Raw genomic sequence first — 17,727 nt, 5'->3', positions numbered from 1 at the left:
ATAGAAAAAGGATGATATGCAGTCATCCTTTTTCTATCACATTACATATTGTAATAGAAATGGAATGATAATTATGCGAAAACTCGGCCTCATAACCGCATTATTTGCACTTCTATTTAGCTCTTTTACCGGATGTGATAATAGTCCTTTAGATAAAAAAGTGAAAGAAGAAGCAAAACGAACGGAGAAAGAAAAAGGTCCAAAGTTAACAAAGACGAGTACGGAATCCTTTAATCAATCTATATCACAAGGAGCGAAAAAAAGAGCTCTCGCTATGGATGAAATTATAAAAAGCACAGCAGTGAATTCAAATTTGGATCTCTACATAGCAGTTACACCTGAGCATCACGAAAGGTTTGGATTAAAACCTCTTCGTAAAAAGCTTCAAAAGCAGCTAAGTGATGAGCATCCTACTTTCGATGTTCGTGTCAGTACAGATAAAAAAATCTTTATGTTACTCGAAAAACTCGAAAGAAAAATTAAGGAAAAAGAAGTATCTAAAGATGAAATTAATAAACAATTAAAATTCATTGGTAAAAAAATGGAGTCTAACACTTAACGCTTTTTAAAAGAAAAGGAAGGATTGCAATGGCTAGTAAAGATAAAAACTTAACCCCTGTACAACAGGAGTATAAAAAATTCGAACAAGAACGCGAACCGAAACGACCTGTCTTAAAAAATTGTATAAAAGCCTTTTTCGTCGGTGGTTTTATTTGCTTCATCGGACAACTCATTTCTACTTTTTATATCACATATTTTGATTTCACTGAACGCTCAGCAGGCAATCCAACAGTCGCAACTCTCATTTTCATCTCCATGTTACTAACTGGATTTGGTATATACGATCGTTTTGGACAGTTTGCCGGAGCAGGTACAGCTGTACCTGTTACTGGATTTGGTAACTCTGTTATTGCCGCATGTATTGAGCATCGAACGGAAGGATTTGTCCTTGGCGTTGGCGGCAATATGTTTAAACTAGCTGGTTCTGTTATTTTATTTGGTGTATTTTCCGCTTTCGTCATCGCACTTATTAAAACTATTCTCGTTCAATGGGGAGGGCTATAAATGTTACAAGGACACCGAACGTGGGTATTTGAAAACAAACCAGTCATTATCTCAACAGGGGTTGTCGGTGGACCATTTGAAGCAAAGGGGAACATCCCAGAAGACTTCGATATCCTTCATGAAGATTTATGGCTTGGACAAGATTCCTATGAAAAAGCACATAAAATTTTATTCGAAGAAGCTTGTAGCCGCGCTACTGAAAAAGCAGAACTTCGTAAAGACGATATTCAATTCGTACTCGCAGGAGATTTAATTAATCAAATCACTCCAACAAGCTTTGCTTGCCGCACACTTGGCACTCCTTATCTCGGACTATTCGGGGCTTGCTCTACTTCTATGGAAGGTTTAGCACTTGGGGCAAGTATCGTAAATGCAAAAGGTGCAAAATATTTATTAACTGGAGCTTCAAGCCATAATACTGCTGTAGAAAAACAATTCCGCTACCCTACCGAATACGGCGGACAAAAGCCGCCTACTGCACAGTGGACAGTAACCGGAGCAGGAGCCGCTATTTTAAGCGATACTGGACACGGTCCAAGAGTAACCTCTGCAACAATCGGACGAGTGATTGATATGGGATTAACGGATCCGTTTAATATGGGAGGCGCAATGGCTCCAGCTGCAGTTGATACAATTGAAGCCCATTTACGTGAACGCCAAATTGATGCCTCTTACTACGATTTAATCGTAACAGGCGATCTCGGACATGTAGGACGCGAAATTGCTTATGACTTACTACATAAACACGGAACGAAAGTAACGAGCGAACAATTTCAAGATTGCGGAATTATCATTTACAGAGAAGGACAACCTGTCATAGCTGGTGCTAGCGGGCCTGGATGTTCCGCAACAGTCGTTTACGGTCATTTATTAAACCGAATGAAAAGAGGAGAGTTCAAAAAAATACTTGTCGTTGCGACAGGCGCTTTACTATCTCCACTTACATTCCAACAAGAAGAAACGATTCCGTGTATCGCTCATGCCGTTTCGATTGAATTTGGAGGTGCAACGCAATGATTTTTTTCTGGGCTTTCGTCATTGGCGGACTCATATGTGTAATCGGCCAACTTATGTTTGATGTCGGCAAACTAACACCCGCTCATACAATGGCAACACTCGTTGTTGCTGGAGCTATATTAGATGGATTTAATTTGTATGAGCCATTAATTGATTTCGCTGGAGCCGGGGCAACTGTACCTATTACAAGCTTTGGTAATGCCCTCGTTCATGGCGCAATGGAAGAAGCTGCAAAACATGGCATCGTTGGCGTTATTACCGGCATGTTTAAAGTAACGAGCGCCGGTGTATCAGCAGCTATTATTTTCGGCTTCATTGGAGCATTATTATTCAAACCGAAAGGATAAGAGGTGTTTATATGACTGTTATCGCTAGCGTAAAAACTTGCCTTGCTAGTGTAAGGGGAGCTCAAGCAAGCTTAAGCTCTCTTTCATTAAATTCACAAGACGAAGAATCAAAACGCGTATTTCATGAATGTATGTTAGAAATGGACAGCGTCATCGCTGATTTAAAGGATAGAATTTCAGTATTAGAACGTGAAGAACCTCAATATAAAGGGTTTTAAGTAGACTGGAGGAAACGACTATGTCTCACCTGCCGGAATGGACACTTGTCATTCTTCGCTCTGTATTCATATTAATTATTTTATTCGCTATTACGAAATGGTTAGGGAAAAGACAAATCTCTCAGCTTTCCTTTTTTGAATACATAGCCGGAATGACGATTGGTGACATCGCTGCCCAAGTATCTACAGGGCTCGATTCAAAATTTTTTCACGGCGTCTTTGCGATACTCATTTTCGCTGTGGTACCTTTTTTAACAGGAATCCTCTCTTTAAAGAACAAAACAGCTCGGGACTTCTTTGAAGGAAAATCTACCGTATTAATAAAAGACGGAAAGATACTCGAAGATAATTTAAAGAAAGAAAAATATACGAGTGACGAATTACTGGAACTTCTCCGTGGAAAAAGTGCGTTCAGCGTAGCTGAAGTCGAATTTGCTGTCTTAGAACCGAGCGGAGAATTAAATGTATTATTAAAGAAAGATTCTCAGCCACTTACAGCAAAAGACATCGGTTTAAAAGTACCAAACGAGAAAGAACCACAAACTGTTATTATGGATGGAAATGTACTAGATGAACCTCTTTCAGCAAGCGGACATAACCGCACTTGGCTACATTCAGAATTAGAAAAACTCGGTGTTGTTATTGAAAATGTCTTCCTCGGTCAAGTGGATTCATACGGACAACTTACTATCGACATTTACAATGACAAACTCCAAATGCCTTCTCCTCAAAATAAACCTTTATTATTAGCATCTTTAAAAAAATGTCATGCTGATCTTGAACTATTTTCCCTAGAAACAAAGTCGAAATCAGCAAGCGAAATGTATAGTAAAAACGCCAAACAAATCGAAAAGATTTTAAATAAAGTAACCTATCTTTTAAAAGACTAATTATCGAAAGAACGCTTCAGTTAAAAGGCGTTCTTTTCTTTTTTCTCCAGTTTTCATAACGTTTAAATTTATATAATTCGGTTATGATGTTGAAGATACATAAGCAGGGAATTTCGAAAACATAGCGAATATTTCATGGTACAACTACATATTTTTTTGATTTAAAGCGGTTTCGTTTGACCTTTATTGACCATAATTGTATTATAAGACTAAGAAAGCTTTATAAGGAGGAAATAACAGATGAATTTAATTCCTACAGTAATTGAACAAACAAATCGTGGAGAACGCGCTTACGATATTTACTCTCGACTATTAAAAGACCGCATCATTATGCTTGGTAGTGCAATTGATGACAACGTAGCTAACTCAATCGTTTCCCAGCTTTTATTCTTGGAATCTCAAGATCCAGAAAAAGATATTCACATCTACATCAACAGCCCTGGTGGTTCTATCACAGCGGGTATGGCAATCTATGATACAATGCAGTTTATTAAGCCACAAGTATCAACAATCTGTATCGGTATGGCTGCATCTATGGGTGCATTCTTACTTGCAGCAGGTGAAAAAGGAAAACGTTACGCACTTCCAAACAGTGAAGTAATGATTCACCAACCACTTGGTGGAGCACAAGGTCAAGCGACTGAAATCGAAATCGCTGCAAAACGTATCCTATTCTTACGTGAAAAACTAAACCAAATTCTTGCTGACCGCACTGGTCAACCACTTGAAGTACTACAACGCGACACAGACCGCGACAACTTCATGACAGCAGAAAAAGCTTTAGAATACGGTTTAATCGATAAGATCTTTACAAATCGTTAATAACTAAAAGCGGAAGCGGCTCGTTCAGAATCGCAGGGCGATGGAGCACCTGATTCCGAGGCGCTTTTTGCCTCGAATGAAGGGGCGAAGCGACCGGAGATTCTAGCCGCTGGAGCTGGATACATAAAAAAGCGCCCTATTACAGGGTGCTTTTTTATTATCATGCACCTCCTTCTGGATACCCACCCTGGTATTCACCTAAATATATCAACGATTTTTCAATTATATCGAACAAAACTTAAATTATATCAACGATTTTTTTAATATATCAACGGTTCGACACAACATATCGATTGACCGACAATCTACGACAAGGACAAACCACCTACATACCCCCTATCCCGAAAACTCCCTTTAAGTAAACCGCAAAAACAAAAAGCTATCGCATATACGCGATAGCTTCTTATTGTACATATGCAGCTAATGCTTCTAAAGCCTCTTCTGCATCTGAACCTTCTGTTGTAATTGTTATCATGCTTCCAGTTCCAATTGCTAAGCTCATAATCCCCATTATGCTCTTTGCATTTACTGTCTTTCCATCTTTCTCGATGAAGATATCTGCATGAAAGCGATTTGCCTCTTGTACAAACAACGCAGCCGGACGTGCTTGTAAACCGTTTTTTAATGAAACCTGAACTCGTTTTTGAACCACAGCTCCATTTCCCCTTTAACCTCTTATTTTTTTACTAACGTTTCCCCCGCGCGTAATTTCTCTGCGATTTCATCGATTTTACGCAAACGATGATTAATACCCGACTTACTAATCTTCCCCCCGGATACCATCTCACCTAACTCTTTCAATGTTACATCTTGATAATCTCTTCGTAATTGTGCAATCTCTTGTAATTTATCCGGCAAAATATCAAGACCAACTGTCTCATCAATATAACGAATATTTTCAATCTGTCTTAGTGCTGCACCAATTGTTTTATTTAAATTAGCTGTTTCGCAGTTCACTAAACGATTTACAGAATTACGCATATCACGTACGATTCGAATATCTTCAAATCTTAAAAGTGCATTATGAGCACCTATAATATTTAAAAACTCTGTAATTTTTTCTGCTTCTTTCAAATACGTAATGTACCCTTTTCTTCTTTCCAACGTCTTACTATTTAAATCAAATCCGTTCATCAGTTCACATATAGCATCATTATGTTCCTTATATAACGAAAAGATTTCTAAATGATAAGATGATGTTTCTGGGTTATTTACTGAACCACCTGCTAAAAATGCGCCACGTAAGTACGATCGTTTACAACATTTCTTCTCAATCAATTCTTGTGATATATTTCGAATAAATGAAAAGTCATCTCGAACGATATGAAGATCAGCTAATATTTCGCGAGACTTCTCAACAAGCCGCACAATATATACATTATTTTTCTTCAAGCGCATTTTTTTACGGACAAGCAATTCTACCGTCACGTCATATCCTTTTTTCAAAAGCGTATAAATCCTTCTTGCAATTGCCGCATTTTCCGTTTGAATATCGATAGATAGACGACGGTTTGAAAAAGAAAGCGACCCGTTCATTCGAAGTAACGCTGATAATTCTGCTTTCTCACAGCATTCCTTCATCTCAAGATTCGTCAACTCTTTCTTTGTTTCTGATGCAAATGACACAGTCAACACCTCCTCGTATATTAATATTTAAGCCCTATTACAGGCTTAGATTTTCTTCTTAATAAGAGCCCTATAAATAAAAATACTTGGACGTCTCAAGATATTTCTAGATAATGATTGTAGGATCATTTGGGACAATTCTTTCACCTCCTGTGGATTTACCACATTTGAAGAGTGTTTCTCAGTGAACGTGCGGGACTCCCTACTCGCAGGCTGAGCAGCCTGCCCCTCGAACCTAGATGATAGTAGCTCTAGGGCGGCTTTCGATTCAGGACTAGCTCTCATACACGAGGTTGTTGGTCGGCGTACACACTAGAGATATCTCGAGACGTCCAAGAAATGATTCTAATATAGAAGGGAGGTCTCTTACATGAGATTATTTGTTGGTTTAGATGTAAGTTCGTTTGATATGAAAGTTTGCTTTTTAAATGGTGATGGAGAAAAACTGGATTCTTTTTCGGTCAGTAATGACCTACCAGGAGCTACTACACTCAAAGAAAAATTATTACAGTGTGTTGCAGGGAAAGAGGTCGACATCCTTAAGATTGGCCTAGAATCCACCTCTGTTTACAGCTTTCATCCTTCTATGTTTCTTCACCATGATATAGATTTACAGCGTTTTGGAGCAAAAGTATTTCTCCTAAACCCAAAGCAAGTCGCAAATTTTAAGAAAAGCTATTCTGACATGAATAAAACCGATGAGATTGATGCCTATGTCATTGCTGATTACTTACGATTTGGCCGCAATCAAATGTCTATCGTAAAAGAAAGCCAGTACGTGGCACTGCAGCAATTAACTCGATCACGATACCAACTTGTCAAAATGTTAACGAAAGAAAAACAACACTTTCTTCAACACCTAAGTTTTAAATGTAATACATTTTCACAAGAGGTGGATACTTCCGTATTTGGTAGCGCCATGACAGAACTATTTCTTGAAAAATTCAGCTTAGAGGAACTAGCTAATATGCCTTTAGAAGAACTCGCTGAGTTCCTACAGGAAAAAAGTCGAAACCGTTTTGGTGATCCAAAATGCGTAGCAGCATCCATTCAAAAAGCTGTGAAAGCTTCTTATCGCTTGGATAAGGTTGTAGAAGATTCAATAGATGTCATCTTAGGTACATCCATCGCAGTCATTCGTACGTTTCAACAGCAAATCAAGGAATTAGAAAAGTCTATTAAAAAAATCATGGCTGGTTTGACCCAAACACTTGAATCTATTCCTGGAGTAGGTCCTGTTTTCGCTGCCGGTATCATTGCTGAAATTGGCCAAATCGAAAGATTTGACGATGAAACAAAAATAGCCAAATACGCTGGATTATACTGGCGAAAGCACCAATCTGGTCGTTTTACAGCTGAAGATACTTCATTATCCCGTACAGGTAATCATTACTTGCGTTATTACTTAGTTGAAGCCGCCAATTCAGTAAGAAAGCATGTATCAGATTATCAAGAGTATTACGTGAAAAAATATAATGAAGTACCAAAACATCAACACAAACGTGCACTCGTTCTAACCGCAAGAAAATTTGTGCGATTGGTGGATGCGCTACTACGTAGCCACCAACTTTTTACGCCTGGAAGGTGTGTGAAAGAATGACATAAATTTTTGTCATCGCTACCTTTCATTATTTTCCAGTAAATTACATTCGTTACTGGTTTAGTTTCGTGATGCCTTTTTTAAACAAATTGACCTTTGGCAACTTTAAACTTTGTTATTTCTCAGTTGACATACTACCGCAGGTCTTATACGATTATTATGGAACAAAATTCTTGTCCTATATGAATGAGGAGCGCTACCTCAAACGAGGCAACGCATATTTATAACAATGAATATAAAATGGACGCTAACTTTAACGTATCATGCCTTACAACATGATCATCATACTTCGCTAATCCCTCTTGAATAACATCAATATTATTTTCAACTAAACGTTCTTCATCCACTACAACTGGTGTAGACATTTCTTCCTCATATGACTTGCGTAATTCACAAGGAATCTCACGGTTATTTACAATTGCAGTATTGATAAATGGTTGCCCTAAATGATCGTGTAACGCCTGCACATGATCAAAAGCAGTATATCCCATCGTTTCACCCGCTTGTGTCATAACGTTACATACATATACCTTCTTCGCCTTTGCAGCAAGAACAGCGTCTCCAATTTTGTTAACAACTAAATTGGGCAATATACTCGTATACAAACTTCCAGGACCGAAAACAAGTAAATCAGCTCGTTTAATCTCAGCCAACGTTTCATGCAATGGCTCTACATCTTCTGGAGTTAAAAAGACACGATTAATCTTCTTTCCGTAATAAGGAATCTTTGATTCACCTGTTACAATTTCCCCATCTTCAAGTTCCGCATGAAGTACCGCACTTTGATTCGCTGCTGGTAATACACGTCCTCTGACATTTAATACTTTACTTGTTTCTGTAATTGCATGGAAAAAGTCTCCTGTAATCGAGGTCATACCTGCCAACAATAGATTTCCTAACGCATGACCTTTCAGTCCGTCTCCTGTTGTGAAACGGTGCTGAAATAAAGCTTCCACCAGTGGCTCTACATCCGATAACGCAACAAGTACGTTACGGATGTCACCTGGAGGTGGAATTTCTAGCTCATCACGTAATCTACCCGAACTGCCACCATCATCAGCAATTGTAACAACTGCTGTAATATCAACAGGATATTGCTTTAATCCCCTTAATAAAACAGAGAGTCCAGTTCCGCCTCCCATGATGACAATTTTAGGCTTTCTCTCTTTTTTCATCCCTTAATGGCCCTTTCTCTTCTCCACATCACGATGAGATACATGAACACTATACTCTGGTTTCAAATGTTTCCCAAGGTATTCTGTAAGCGTAACAGAACGATGCTGTCCACCTGTACATCCAATTGCAATTACAAGTTGACTTTTGCCTTCTCTTTTATAATGAGGCAGCATGAAAGTAATCAGATCCGTCAACTTCTCTAAAAACTTATGTGTCTCATTAAATTTCAGTACATACGAAGAAACTTCTTCATCTAGTCCTGTTAATGGCTTCATATGTGGAATGTAATATGGATTTGGTAAAAAACGAACATCAAATACTAAATCTGCATCAATTGGAATACCGTACTTAAATCCAAATGACATAACATTTACACGAAATGCTTGCTCAGTTTCTGTTGAGAACAAGTGAACAATTTTTTCACGTAATTCTTTCGGTTTTAAATCCGATGTATCAAGCACAATATTCGCTCGTGCCTTCATATCTGTTAATAAATTACGCTCTGCTTCGATTCCCTTTAACGGCAAACCAGTTGGTGCAAGTGGATGCGAACGTCTCGTTTCTTTATAACGAGTTACAAGCGTACTATCTTTCGCATCTAAAAATAAAATATGAGGAATAATCCATGTACGTTCTGATAAATCATCAAGTGCTCCCCATAAATGTTCGAAAAACTCGCGGCCACGTAAATCAATACCAAGTGCCACTTTATTCATTTTCCCTTTTGAATCCGCCATAAGCTCAATAAACTTTGGCAATAACATCGGTGGTAAATTATCCACACAAAAATATCCTAAATCTTCAAAACTTTGTAAAGCTACTGTTTTTCCGGCTCCAGACATCCCTGTAATAATTACCATTTTTATATCATTATTCTCTGTCATTGTATCCTCTCCTTGACGGTTTAACTCGGATCTAATCGATATGAAAGCAACTCAAAATCTGGGGTATATACAAATGTACCGTAGATTATGCCATTTCCTTTAATTAAATAATCAATAATGTGATAATCTCCTGGCGCCATTGCTAAATCATCAATTTTATCAAATGTATGCCAACCAATGATGCCTTCTTCGCTCTCTAGTTTGTTTTCTCCTGCAAAATCTGTCGCTAAAAAGGAGAACATCATCCATTCAGAAACAACTTTATCACCTTCTTGGATGACAAAGGTGAAGACCCCCTTTAACGCTGGGTTTTTCAAATAAATACCTGTTTCTTCACGATACTCGCGAACAACGGAATCTCTTACAGTCTCACCACGCTCCATTTTCCCGCCTGGTGCAACCCACCAATTTCGGCGAGGTTTTTGGAGTAAGAGTACTTCATTATCTCTAATTAACACACAGTTTGTCACTCTTTGCATGTTTCTTCACCTCAGCTACTTGCAGTAAAATTTCTCACTGCATACTTCTTTCATTATACTATCAAAAACAGTTTGCTACAACGAAGGAGCCAGTCCTCTTTCGCTAAGCATATGCTACTCAGCAATTTTAAAAAAGCTTTCTATAACAAGCAATGTAAATGCTTATACTTTGAATGAATAGCATGAAAAATCCCCTTAACGATTTTTATCGCCAAGGGGATTAAAGCCCTTATTTCTTACCGAAATAAGTAACAATCGCAAATCCTAAAATAAAGGTAATGATTGAACTTATAATTGAAAATCCACCAGTCGGAATCCCAGGGAATACAATTACAATCGAACCGATTACAAGTCCAATAATTGCCGCAAATGTCATACTTTTATAACGATCTAATAAAAAACTAATGCCTTTACTACTTACAACAAATCCAACCATAACACCAGCACCGATAACCACGATTAAAGGTAAGTTAAGTGTAGTTAAAGCGTTAATTGCTGTTGGATACACACCAATAATTAATAAAATAAACGATCCACTAATTCCAGGAAGCAGCATGGCCATGCTAGCCATCCATCCTGCGAAAAATAAACCAATTGCATTTAAAATTGTTAACGTCGTAATTGGATCTGCTGCCTTATCTGGTTTAAAGAAAGCTGTAATCGCAACAAGAATTGCTGCAACTATTAATAAAACGATGTGCTTACCTTTAAACGACGACTTTGCATCAGCTTCCCTCATTAACATCGGTAATATACTAATAATTAAACCGAGGAAGAAAAATTGAGTCGGTTCATAATGATTTGCAAGTAAATATTTAATAACGTGACTTAACGTTAAAAATGCCGCTGCCACACCAGCTGCAAGTGGAATTAAAAATCCTAAATGTTTTTCCATTCACGACTAAAGAATCCACTAATTGCCGCAAGCAATTGTTCATAAATCCCTAACACAACAGCGATTGTACCGCCGCTCACACCAGGAATTAAATCACTAACGCCCATACAAAATCCACGATATATATTACGCCATTCCATACTGAATAAATTCCTCATTTCTTATAGTGATTTTTTCCGTAAAGTCCAGTATATCAATAAGAAAGCTTATAATCCTTATATTTTTTGACAAAACTTTGACATTTTCACACAAAAAAAAAGGTAACTACTCAGCTTCTTCAAATAAAAAAACAGGCCAAATACATGTTTCCGATTCGAAAACATGAAAAGAAAATACTCCAATCAGAGAAAGAATCTATGCCAAATAGAGAAATTCTCTTATGAAGTCGTGTTATTCCAAGGAACCGTTCTAGTTTCTATGACTTGGTTTATCGCTTGTAAGACCGATTGTTTTTGTTTTTTCATGGTACTCATAAAGCTTCGTATCTGACAAAAAGATTCTGCGCCTTTCTTACTTCGGAAAGTCCCAGACACTTTCTGTTTTACTTTCGTCATCCGAATATCCCGTTCTGCTTGATTGTTATCAAATGGAATGGCTGGATGTTCTAAAAACGCTAGAATTCTGTCAGAATACTTGACGAAGCGATTCCATAAATTTTGAGAAGGCGTCTGCTTTCCTTTCTTCTTTTGTTTCGTGGAAAGAATCTGTTGTTCTTTCAATATGGATTGATACATAATAAACAGATTCTTTTGCGTCGCTTTTGGCATGGTACCTTCGGATTGCTTTTTCATCGTCAACGCTTGCGTTAGAAATTTCTGCATCTGTTGTGCCCATTGTTCTCCAGTACTATCTATAATTCCTTGTAAATCTCGTAAGAGATGGGCATTACATAAAACGTGACGACAATCTGTATACGCATCATACGATTTCCAACCATCATGCATCGCAATTCCAGAAAAAGATGGCAAGATTTCTCCAGCATCCATTGCTTCTTTTCCACGTTTTTGATGAATATGTTGCAATGTCACCTCCGGTGTACTGGCAGTATGTAACCATTGTGTTTTGTTTTCTACACGCATACCAGTTTCATCAAAATGGACAACAGGAGACTGCAGAATCTTTTCCTTTACTTCTTTTATGAATGGCTGCAATTGAGAAGCGAAAGCCTGTGTATGATTTACCAGGGTTCCTTCGCTTATAGAATGTCCAAAACAATCCTGAAAGAATTCTTTTGTTCGCTTCAAAGAAATGCATTGATAATGCGTTAAATAGGGAATCAGTCTTTTTATATTTGGACCATATTGAACAGGACGAGATACTGTCGAAGGAAATTGGGCTTCTTGGATAGAATGGCAATGTGGGCATTCTTTCTGTTCTACTTTATGTTCTGTCACTTCGATCTGAATAGGTGGTAAGTCATACACTTGGCGAATGCGATACCCTTTTACAGGCTCGTGGTTCAAGGAAGTATGACAACAAGTACAATATGTAGGAGAATGTGTAATCGTATGATCTGGAGTCGCTGTCAAACCAAGAGTATGTCCCTTGTGGCCCAACTGGCCACCCGTTTGACGATGAGACGGTTTGCGCAAACTTTTTGTAACGGGCTTACCCAAACCATCTGTAGAAGGTGGCTTATGACTATTTTTGGAGTTTTTTTTTGAAGCATTTTCTAGTTCTTGTATACGTTTTTCTAACTTAGAAAATGTTTCTTCAAATAAAGAAATAACAGCTTCAGGTCCTTTTTTATATGTATCTAAAATAATTTTTCGATCGACCATAAGATTCACCTCCCCTGTTTGATATACTCAGTATTTACAAATGGGAGGCATATGAAACTAGTAAAATTTAAAAAAGACACCGAAAGGTGGCTGAGTAGTTACAAAAAAAGAAGAAAGCTCCTGTCGGTAGCTTTCTTCTCACAAGGTATATTATCCCTTATTTTTCTGATACAGTTTTTAATTCCTCTAATAATTCTTCTACGTAATGTTGTGCACTTTGCGCTGCAATACTACCGTCACCTGTTGCAGTTACAATTTGACGAAGCATTTTTTCACGAACATCACCAGCTGCGAAAATACCAGGAATTTTCGTTTCCATACGCTCGTTCGTTTCAAGGTAACCATTTTCATTTGTAATACCTAGTTCAACAAATGGTTTTGATAAAGGTAACATACCGATGTATACGAATACGCCGTCAGTTTTGACTTCTTTCTCTTCTCCACTATTTACGTCCACAAGTGTTACACTTCCTACTTTACCACTTGCTTCGTTGATTTCTTTTATCGTGTGGTTCCAAATGAAATCTACTTTTTCGTTTTGGAAAGCACGGTCTTGTAAAATTTTCTGTGCACGAAGCGTGTCACGACGGTGAACGATCGTTACTTTTGATGCGAAGCGCGTTAAGAACACACCCTCTTCAACAGCAGAATCTCCGCCGCCAATTACGATAAGTTCTTTTCCTTTAAAGAATGCTCCGTCACATACTGCACAATATGATACACCGCGGCCGCCAAGTTCTGTTTCACCCGGTACACCAATTTTTTTATACTCTGCACCGCTTGCAACGATAATTGCACGTGCTTTATATTCTTTTTTACCAGCAATAATTGTTTTGTATTCCTTACCATCGATGACTTCTTTCACATCACCGTATGCATATTCAGCACCAAATTTCTTCGCATGCTCGAACATTTTATTTGATAAATCTGGTCCTAAAATAGACTCATAACCTGGGTAGTTTTCTACATCTTCCGTGTTTGCCATTTGGCCACCTGGAATACCACGCTCAAGCATTAATGTGCTTAAATTTGCACGAGATGTATATACTGCAGCTGTCATACCAGCTGGTCCTGCACCAATAATAACGACATCATAAATTTTTTCTTCTGACACACTATTCACTCCTATCCATTCCTACACAATTAAGTTACCCTCATTATACTGTTAGCATCATTTTTTTCCCAATGATTTGCTTATCTTATGTGTGCGTACGCTTAACAGCTTGCACATACTTTCGGACAGTCGCTACAGATACATTATATACATCTCCAAGCTCCGACTGTGTCATTTTATTTCCTTGTTCGCCGCGTACAATGTATTCAATCGCAGCTGACCAGCCGTACACATTTGTAAATATGTCTCCAGATGTATATAAACGTATGAACGTACAAAACCAAAAGTGTAAACACTCTTCAATTAATTCATCATCTTTTTTCGTATAATTGTATAATGCATCCGCGATTCTCGCGCACTGCTCAAATTGCTGTAAATCAGCTGGAATACTCTTATGACTATTAAGTAAAAAGAAGTACTTTGCAAGTTGTGATACGATGGGAACACCGTTCTTCGCTTGCGTTATATCAAAGAAGAATCCCACCTTCTCCGGCGTTGACAATTCATTCATTAAATATAAAGCTAGCATTTGTTCTTCTAGCGTCGCACTTTGCTGAAATGATTTTCGTAATTCTTCAAATAACATGTTTTGTCCTTCATCTGCTAAATTCAGCGCATTCCACGGTTCTTTTCCCTTTTTATCAGGATGCAATTCCACGACATATTGCCACATTTTTTCAGCTAGTTGCTGATCTTTCACCATATAAGCAGAATATGCAAACCAATAATAAAAACTAACGTCTCCCTCATATCCTTGACGCTTTAATAGTTTGAACCATTTATATGCATGCTCGAAATAACCAATTGTTGCAAGTGTAGTTCCCAGTTTCAAACGATGTTCAAATGAAATTGGATATACTGAAACTAGCTGTCCCGCTAATGCTTCTACTTGTTTATGCTCTCCAATTGAATATAGAAAAATAAGTGTATTACAAAGCGCATGTATATTACCAGGATTTTTCTCTAAAATCATTTCTGTTAACTTCAGCGCTTTGTCTACATTACCCGATTGAAAATGTGCAATGGCTAAATTATTATGACCTGACCAAAATTCCGGATAATCTTTCGTAACAATTTCTAATGTAGCAATTGCTTCTTCTAATTGTCCATTACGAATATAACGATTCGCTTCTTCCTGCATAACAATTAAATCATCTTCATCTTCAATCTCTTCCGCACCCATTGCTTCTTCTTCCATAATCTCTAGAAGTTCTAATGTATCTTCTACGAATTCCTTCTCTTTTGCAACTTCTAAATAGCGATCCGCATATTTCTTCGCCTGTTGAAATAACCCCATATATGCATAATTATTTGCAATAAAATAATAGCACTGTTCAAGTTCAGGATTAGATCTAACTAACTTTAAGAAGGTTTGATTCGACTCTTGATATTCACCAGCCTCAGATAATACTGTTGCTAATTGACATAAAATAAACGGCTCCTTCTCACTTTGTGCCGCTCTTCGAAAATATTTAATTGCATCTTGCAATTTTTGTCCTTTGTAAGCTCTCATCCCTTTTTTATAAAAGAAGTCCGCTAATTGATTAAAAGAGATAACTTGTCCGTTCTCCTTATATATCCTTTGATTTTTCCCCATATATCCTCCAGTTTTTTGTTTTCTTCGTTCACACATTCTTCTATCTATAAGTATAAACGATTCCGTAAAAAACAAAACAGTATATTATACTCAATTATTTCCTTTTTATTCATAAAAAAAGAGGAGAAATGTTACATTTTCACCATGAACCTTCTCTGGCGGTCATTTGCTCTTTCGTATAAATAATACGCATTGGATTTCCACCTACGAAAGCACCGCTCGGTACATCTCTATGAACAAGTGTGCCAGCTGAGACAGTCGCACCGTCTCCAATTTTCACACCTGGTAATATTGTTACATTCGCTCCAATCATCACTTCATTTCCAATGACGATTTCCCCAAGTCGATATTCACGAATTAAATATTCATGTGCTAAAAGCGTTGTGTTATAGCCAATAATCGAATTCTCTCCCACAGTTATCTTTTCTGGGAACATAATATCCGGCATTACCATAAGCGCAAATGATGTTTTCTTTCCTACTTTCATCCGTAAAAAAGTGCGGTACAACCAATTCTTCACAGATAAAAATGGCGTGTAACGTGCAATTTGGATAATAATAAAGTTTTTCATTACCTTCCAAAAAGACACTGTTTTATACACATTCCATAATGAATTTTCTCCTGAAACAGGATAGCGCGTTGTCCGTCGCACTTAGCTCGCTCCTCTACTAACTTACTTGGACCTTTATGAACGGTTCATATTAGACAAAATCGGTAGCAAATCACTCATTTTATCTAGCATAAAGTCCGGCTTGTAAGCCTCTAAATACGCTCTACCTTTCAACGTCCATGAAACCGCAGCTGTTTTCGTCCCCGCATTTTGACCACCGACAATATCATGATGATTATCCCCAACCATCAATGCTTCTTCTGGTTTTGCATCTAATAATTCAAGCGCTTTTTGAAGTGGCTCTGGATGTGGTTTCACATGCTCTACATCATCAATTGTCACGACAACATCAAAAAATTCATCAAGCTTTGACAACTGTAATCCCATCTCAACGGTTTGTCTCGCTTTCGTTGTAACAATACCAACTTTATAACCTTGCTTCTTCAACTCTCGAACTGTTTCATATACAGTTTCATATTCTTCTACTAATTCATCATGATGATCATGGTTAAATTCGCGATAACTTGTAATCATCTCTTCAACCTTACTTTCATCAATCTTACTGAAAGTATCATGCAAAGATGGACCGATAAATGGCAATACATCTTCACGCTTATATTGATTTGGATAATATGTATTTAAAGTATGTAAAAAAGAAGAAATAATAAGTTCGTTTGTATTAATTAAAGTTCCATCTAAATCAAATAAAACTGTATTTATTCTCATCGCCTTAGTCCTTTCGCCTTCCTGAATATGAAAGAAGCAGCATCTTATAATAAGATGCTACTTGTCTCTAATTTTCTAAATATCTTTTATCAGCTTGCCCCATTTTTCGTCTCACAATAATGAAAATAATAGAAATAACAACAAGTCCAATTGACATTACTTGTGCAATACGAAGTGGTCCTAGCATTAAACTATCTGTACGTAAGCCTTCTACGAAGAAGCGTCCTACTGAATACCAAATTAAATATGTGAAGAATAATTCCCCGCGACGTAAATTCACTTTTCTTAATGCAAGTAGTAAAATTACGCCTGCAAAATTCCATAATGATTCATATAAAAACGTCGGATGATAGTACACACCCTCAATATACATTTGATTAATAATAAAATCCGGTAAATGAAGACCTTCTAAAAACTGTCTCGTTACTTCATCACCATGCGCCTCTTGGTTCATAAAGTTTCCCCATCGGCCAATTGCTTGTCCTAGTAAAATACTTGGTGCAGCAATATCAGCCAACTTCCAGAAAGAAAGTCCGCGTCGTTTCGCAAAAAGAACACCTGTAATAACAGCCCCGATTAAACCACCATGAATCGCCAAACCACCTTGACGAATATTAATAATTTGACTCGGATTTTGTGCGTAATATTCCCATTCAAAAATAACATAGTACATTCTCGCAAAAAGAATAGCGATCGGTACTGCAATTAATACAAGGTCAACAAATGTATCTTTTGGAATACCTAGCCTTTCTCCCTCGCGAGTTGCCAGCCAAAGACCTAATAGCACACCTGTACCGATAATAATCCCGTACCAATACACAGGAAATGGCCCAAGTTGGATAGCTACACGGTCAAGCTGTGGTACAGAAGCTAACAGCAT

The 17,727-nt window shown here is 37.6% G+C and carries 19 protein-coding genes and 1 pseudogene; 8 read left to right on the top strand and 12 right to left on the bottom strand.

What is annotated here, in order from left to right; translation table 11 throughout:
* Positions 1-73 precede the first annotated feature (73 nt).
* The 7 genes from MHH55_RS30225 to clpP all read left to right on the top strand — a co-directional run bounded on the left by MHH55_RS30225 (position 74) and on the right by clpP (position 4,359).
* Positions 74-559 (top strand): YhcN/YlaJ family sporulation lipoprotein, encoded by a 486-nt coding sequence (locus MHH55_RS30225; RefSeq protein WP_001228545.1) that lies wholly within the window; start codon positions 74-76, stop codon positions 557-559.
* A gap of 29 nt (positions 560-588) precedes the next feature.
* Positions 589-1,065: a stage V sporulation protein AC gene (spoVAC, locus tag MHH55_RS30220; protein ID WP_000146953.1), complete on the top strand. Its 477-nt coding sequence runs from the start codon at positions 589-591 to the stop codon at positions 1,063-1,065.
* A complete protein-coding gene (spoVAD, locus tag MHH55_RS30215) occupies positions 1,066-2,082 on the top strand; it encodes a stage V sporulation protein AD (protein ID WP_000938970.1) in 1,017 nt (338 codons plus the stop codon). It begins immediately after the preceding gene.
* Positions 2,079-2,429, top strand: a complete 351-nt coding sequence (gene spoVAE, locus MHH55_RS30210; RefSeq protein ID WP_000575919.1) for a stage V sporulation protein AE — start codon at positions 2,079-2,081, stop codon at positions 2,427-2,429. Before spoVAD ends, spoVAE begins: the two co-directional genes overlap by 4 nt.
* A gap of 11 nt (positions 2,430-2,440) precedes the next feature.
* Positions 2,441-2,647, top strand: coding sequence for a DUF1657 domain-containing protein (locus MHH55_RS30205; RefSeq protein WP_000215909.1), 207 nt, complete (start codon positions 2,441-2,443; stop codon positions 2,645-2,647).
* A gap of 20 nt (positions 2,648-2,667) precedes the next feature.
* Positions 2,668-3,537, top strand: a complete 870-nt coding sequence (locus tag MHH55_RS30200) for a DUF421 domain-containing protein (RefSeq protein ID WP_074553732.1) — start codon at positions 2,668-2,670, stop codon at positions 3,535-3,537.
* A gap of 240 nt (positions 3,538-3,777) precedes the next feature.
* Positions 3,778-4,359: an ATP-dependent Clp endopeptidase proteolytic subunit ClpP gene (gene clpP, locus MHH55_RS30195; RefSeq protein ID WP_001049162.1), complete on the top strand. Its 582-nt coding sequence runs from the start codon at positions 3,778-3,780 to the stop codon at positions 4,357-4,359.
* 403 nt (positions 4,360-4,762) lie between these two features.
* Here clpP and MHH55_RS30190 read toward each other — a convergent pair whose 3' ends face one another.
* Both MHH55_RS30190 and whiA read right to left on the bottom strand, forming a co-directional pair.
* On the bottom strand, positions 4,763-5,011 hold the full coding sequence (locus MHH55_RS30190; RefSeq protein WP_000250307.1) for an HPr family phosphocarrier protein: 249 nt from the start codon (positions 5,009-5,011) through the stop codon (positions 4,763-4,765).
* Between the two features lie 23 nt (positions 5,012-5,034).
* On the bottom strand, positions 5,035-5,985 hold the full coding sequence (gene whiA, locus MHH55_RS30185; RefSeq protein WP_000006558.1) for a DNA-binding protein WhiA: 951 nt from the start codon (positions 5,983-5,985) through the stop codon (positions 5,035-5,037).
* A gap of 370 nt (positions 5,986-6,355) precedes the next feature.
* On the opposite strand from whiA, the gene MHH55_RS30180 reads away from it, so the two are divergent.
* The gene (locus MHH55_RS30180; RefSeq protein ID WP_340880302.1) at positions 6,356-7,585 is read left to right on the top strand and encodes an IS110 family transposase; all 1,230 of its coding nucleotides are present in this window, start codon (positions 6,356-6,358) and stop codon (positions 7,583-7,585) included.
* Between the two features lie 221 nt (positions 7,586-7,806).
* On the opposite strand, the gene MHH55_RS30175 is transcribed toward MHH55_RS30180, so the two are convergent.
* The 10 genes and pseudogenes from MHH55_RS30175 to lgt form a co-directional block, all read right to left on the bottom strand.
* A complete protein-coding gene (locus MHH55_RS30175) occupies positions 7,807-8,760 on the bottom strand; it encodes a gluconeogenesis factor YvcK family protein (RefSeq protein WP_000712189.1) in 954 nt (317 codons plus the stop codon).
* A gap of 3 nt (positions 8,761-8,763) precedes the next feature.
* Positions 8,764-9,645, bottom strand: coding sequence for an RNase adapter RapZ (gene rapZ, locus MHH55_RS30170; protein WP_000138459.1), 882 nt, complete (start codon positions 9,643-9,645; stop codon positions 8,764-8,766).
* 20 nt (positions 9,646-9,665) lie between these two features.
* A complete protein-coding gene (locus tag MHH55_RS30165; protein ID WP_001190080.1) occupies positions 9,666-10,124 on the bottom strand; it encodes an NUDIX hydrolase in 459 nt (152 codons plus the stop codon).
* Positions 10,125-10,353: 229 nt separating this feature from the next.
* Positions 10,354-11,159: pseudogene (locus MHH55_RS30160) on the bottom strand (DUF368 domain-containing protein).
* Positions 11,160-11,396: 237 nt separating this feature from the next.
* On the bottom strand, positions 11,397-12,800 hold the full coding sequence (gene tnpC, locus MHH55_RS30155; protein WP_100910632.1) for an IS66 family transposase: 1,404 nt from the start codon (positions 12,798-12,800) through the stop codon (positions 11,397-11,399).
* 157 nt (positions 12,801-12,957) lie between these two features.
* Complete coding sequence (gene trxB / locus MHH55_RS30150; protein WP_001288078.1) at positions 12,958-13,914, bottom strand: thioredoxin-disulfide reductase; 957 nt, start codon at positions 13,912-13,914, stop codon at positions 12,958-12,960.
* Between the two features lie 85 nt (positions 13,915-13,999).
* Positions 14,000-15,511, bottom strand: a complete 1,512-nt coding sequence (locus MHH55_RS30145; protein WP_000517739.1) for a tetratricopeptide repeat protein — start codon at positions 15,509-15,511, stop codon at positions 14,000-14,002.
* A 139-nt stretch (positions 15,512-15,650) separates the two neighbouring features.
* Positions 15,651-16,163 carry an acyltransferase gene (locus MHH55_RS30140; protein ID WP_001255070.1) on the bottom strand — a complete coding sequence of 171 codons (513 nt, stop codon included), beginning with the start codon at positions 16,161-16,163 and terminating at the stop codon, positions 15,651-15,653.
* Positions 16,164-16,196: 33 nt separating this feature from the next.
* The gene (gene ppaX / locus MHH55_RS30135; RefSeq protein WP_001222403.1) at positions 16,197-16,847 is read right to left on the bottom strand and encodes a pyrophosphatase PpaX; all 651 of its coding nucleotides are present in this window, start codon (positions 16,845-16,847) and stop codon (positions 16,197-16,199) included.
* Between the two features lie 67 nt (positions 16,848-16,914).
* Positions 16,915-17,727 (bottom strand): prolipoprotein diacylglyceryl transferase, encoded by an 813-nt coding sequence (gene lgt, locus MHH55_RS30130; protein ID WP_000922849.1) that lies wholly within the window; start codon positions 17,725-17,727, stop codon positions 16,915-16,917.

It is taken from the genome of Bacillus sp. FSL K6-2944 (assembly GCF_038005385.1).
Lineage (GTDB): Bacteria > Bacillota > Bacilli > Bacillales > Bacillaceae_G > Bacillus_A > Bacillus_A cereus.
The sequence above is the reverse complement of the archived record's forward strand: the minus strand, read 5'-3'. Positions and strand labels throughout refer to the sequence as shown.

Excerpts from the sequence above, each read along its gene's own strand:
- ppaX (WP_001222403.1), bottom strand. The coding sequence starts at position 16,847 with ATGAGAATAAATACAGTTTTATTTGATTTAGATGGAACTTTAATTAAT.
- MHH55_RS30175 (WP_000712189.1), bottom strand. The coding sequence starts at position 8,760 with ATGAAAAAAGAGAGAAAGCCTAAAATTGTCATCATGGGAGGCGGAACT.
- MHH55_RS30165 (WP_001190080.1), bottom strand. The coding sequence starts at position 10,124 with ATGCAAAGAGTGACAAACTGTGTGTTAATTAGAGATAATGAAGTACTC.
- MHH55_RS30145 (WP_000517739.1), bottom strand. The coding sequence starts at position 15,511 with ATGGGGAAAAATCAAAGGATATATAAGGAGAACGGACAAGTTATCTCT.
- MHH55_RS30180 (WP_340880302.1), top strand. The coding sequence starts at position 6,356 with ATGAGATTATTTGTTGGTTTAGATGTAAGTTCGTTTGATATGAAAGTT.
- MHH55_RS30205 (WP_000215909.1), top strand. The coding sequence starts at position 2,441 with ATGACTGTTATCGCTAGCGTAAAAACTTGCCTTGCTAGTGTAAGGGGA.
- spoVAE (WP_000575919.1), top strand. The coding sequence starts at position 2,079 with ATGATTTTTTTCTGGGCTTTCGTCATTGGCGGACTCATATGTGTAATC.
- spoVAD (WP_000938970.1), top strand. The coding sequence starts at position 1,066 with ATGTTACAAGGACACCGAACGTGGGTATTTGAAAACAAACCAGTCATT.
- MHH55_RS30200 (WP_074553732.1), top strand. The coding sequence starts at position 2,668 with ATGTCTCACCTGCCGGAATGGACACTTGTCATTCTTCGCTCTGTATTC.
- spoVAC (WP_000146953.1), top strand. The coding sequence starts at position 589 with ATGGCTAGTAAAGATAAAAACTTAACCCCTGTACAACAGGAGTATAAA.
- rapZ (WP_000138459.1), bottom strand. The coding sequence starts at position 9,645 with ATGACAGAGAATAATGATATAAAAATGGTAATTATTACAGGGATGTCT.
- MHH55_RS30225 (WP_001228545.1), top strand. The coding sequence starts at position 74 with ATGCGAAAACTCGGCCTCATAACCGCATTATTTGCACTTCTATTTAGC.
- lgt (WP_000922849.1), bottom strand. The coding sequence starts at position 17,727 with ATGCTGTTAGCTTCTGTACCACAGCTTGACCGTGTAGCTATCCAACTT.
- tnpC (WP_100910632.1), bottom strand. The coding sequence starts at position 12,800 with ATGGTCGATCGAAAAATTATTTTAGATACATATAAAAAAGGACCTGAA.
- clpP (WP_001049162.1), top strand. The coding sequence starts at position 3,778 with ATGAATTTAATTCCTACAGTAATTGAACAAACAAATCGTGGAGAACGC.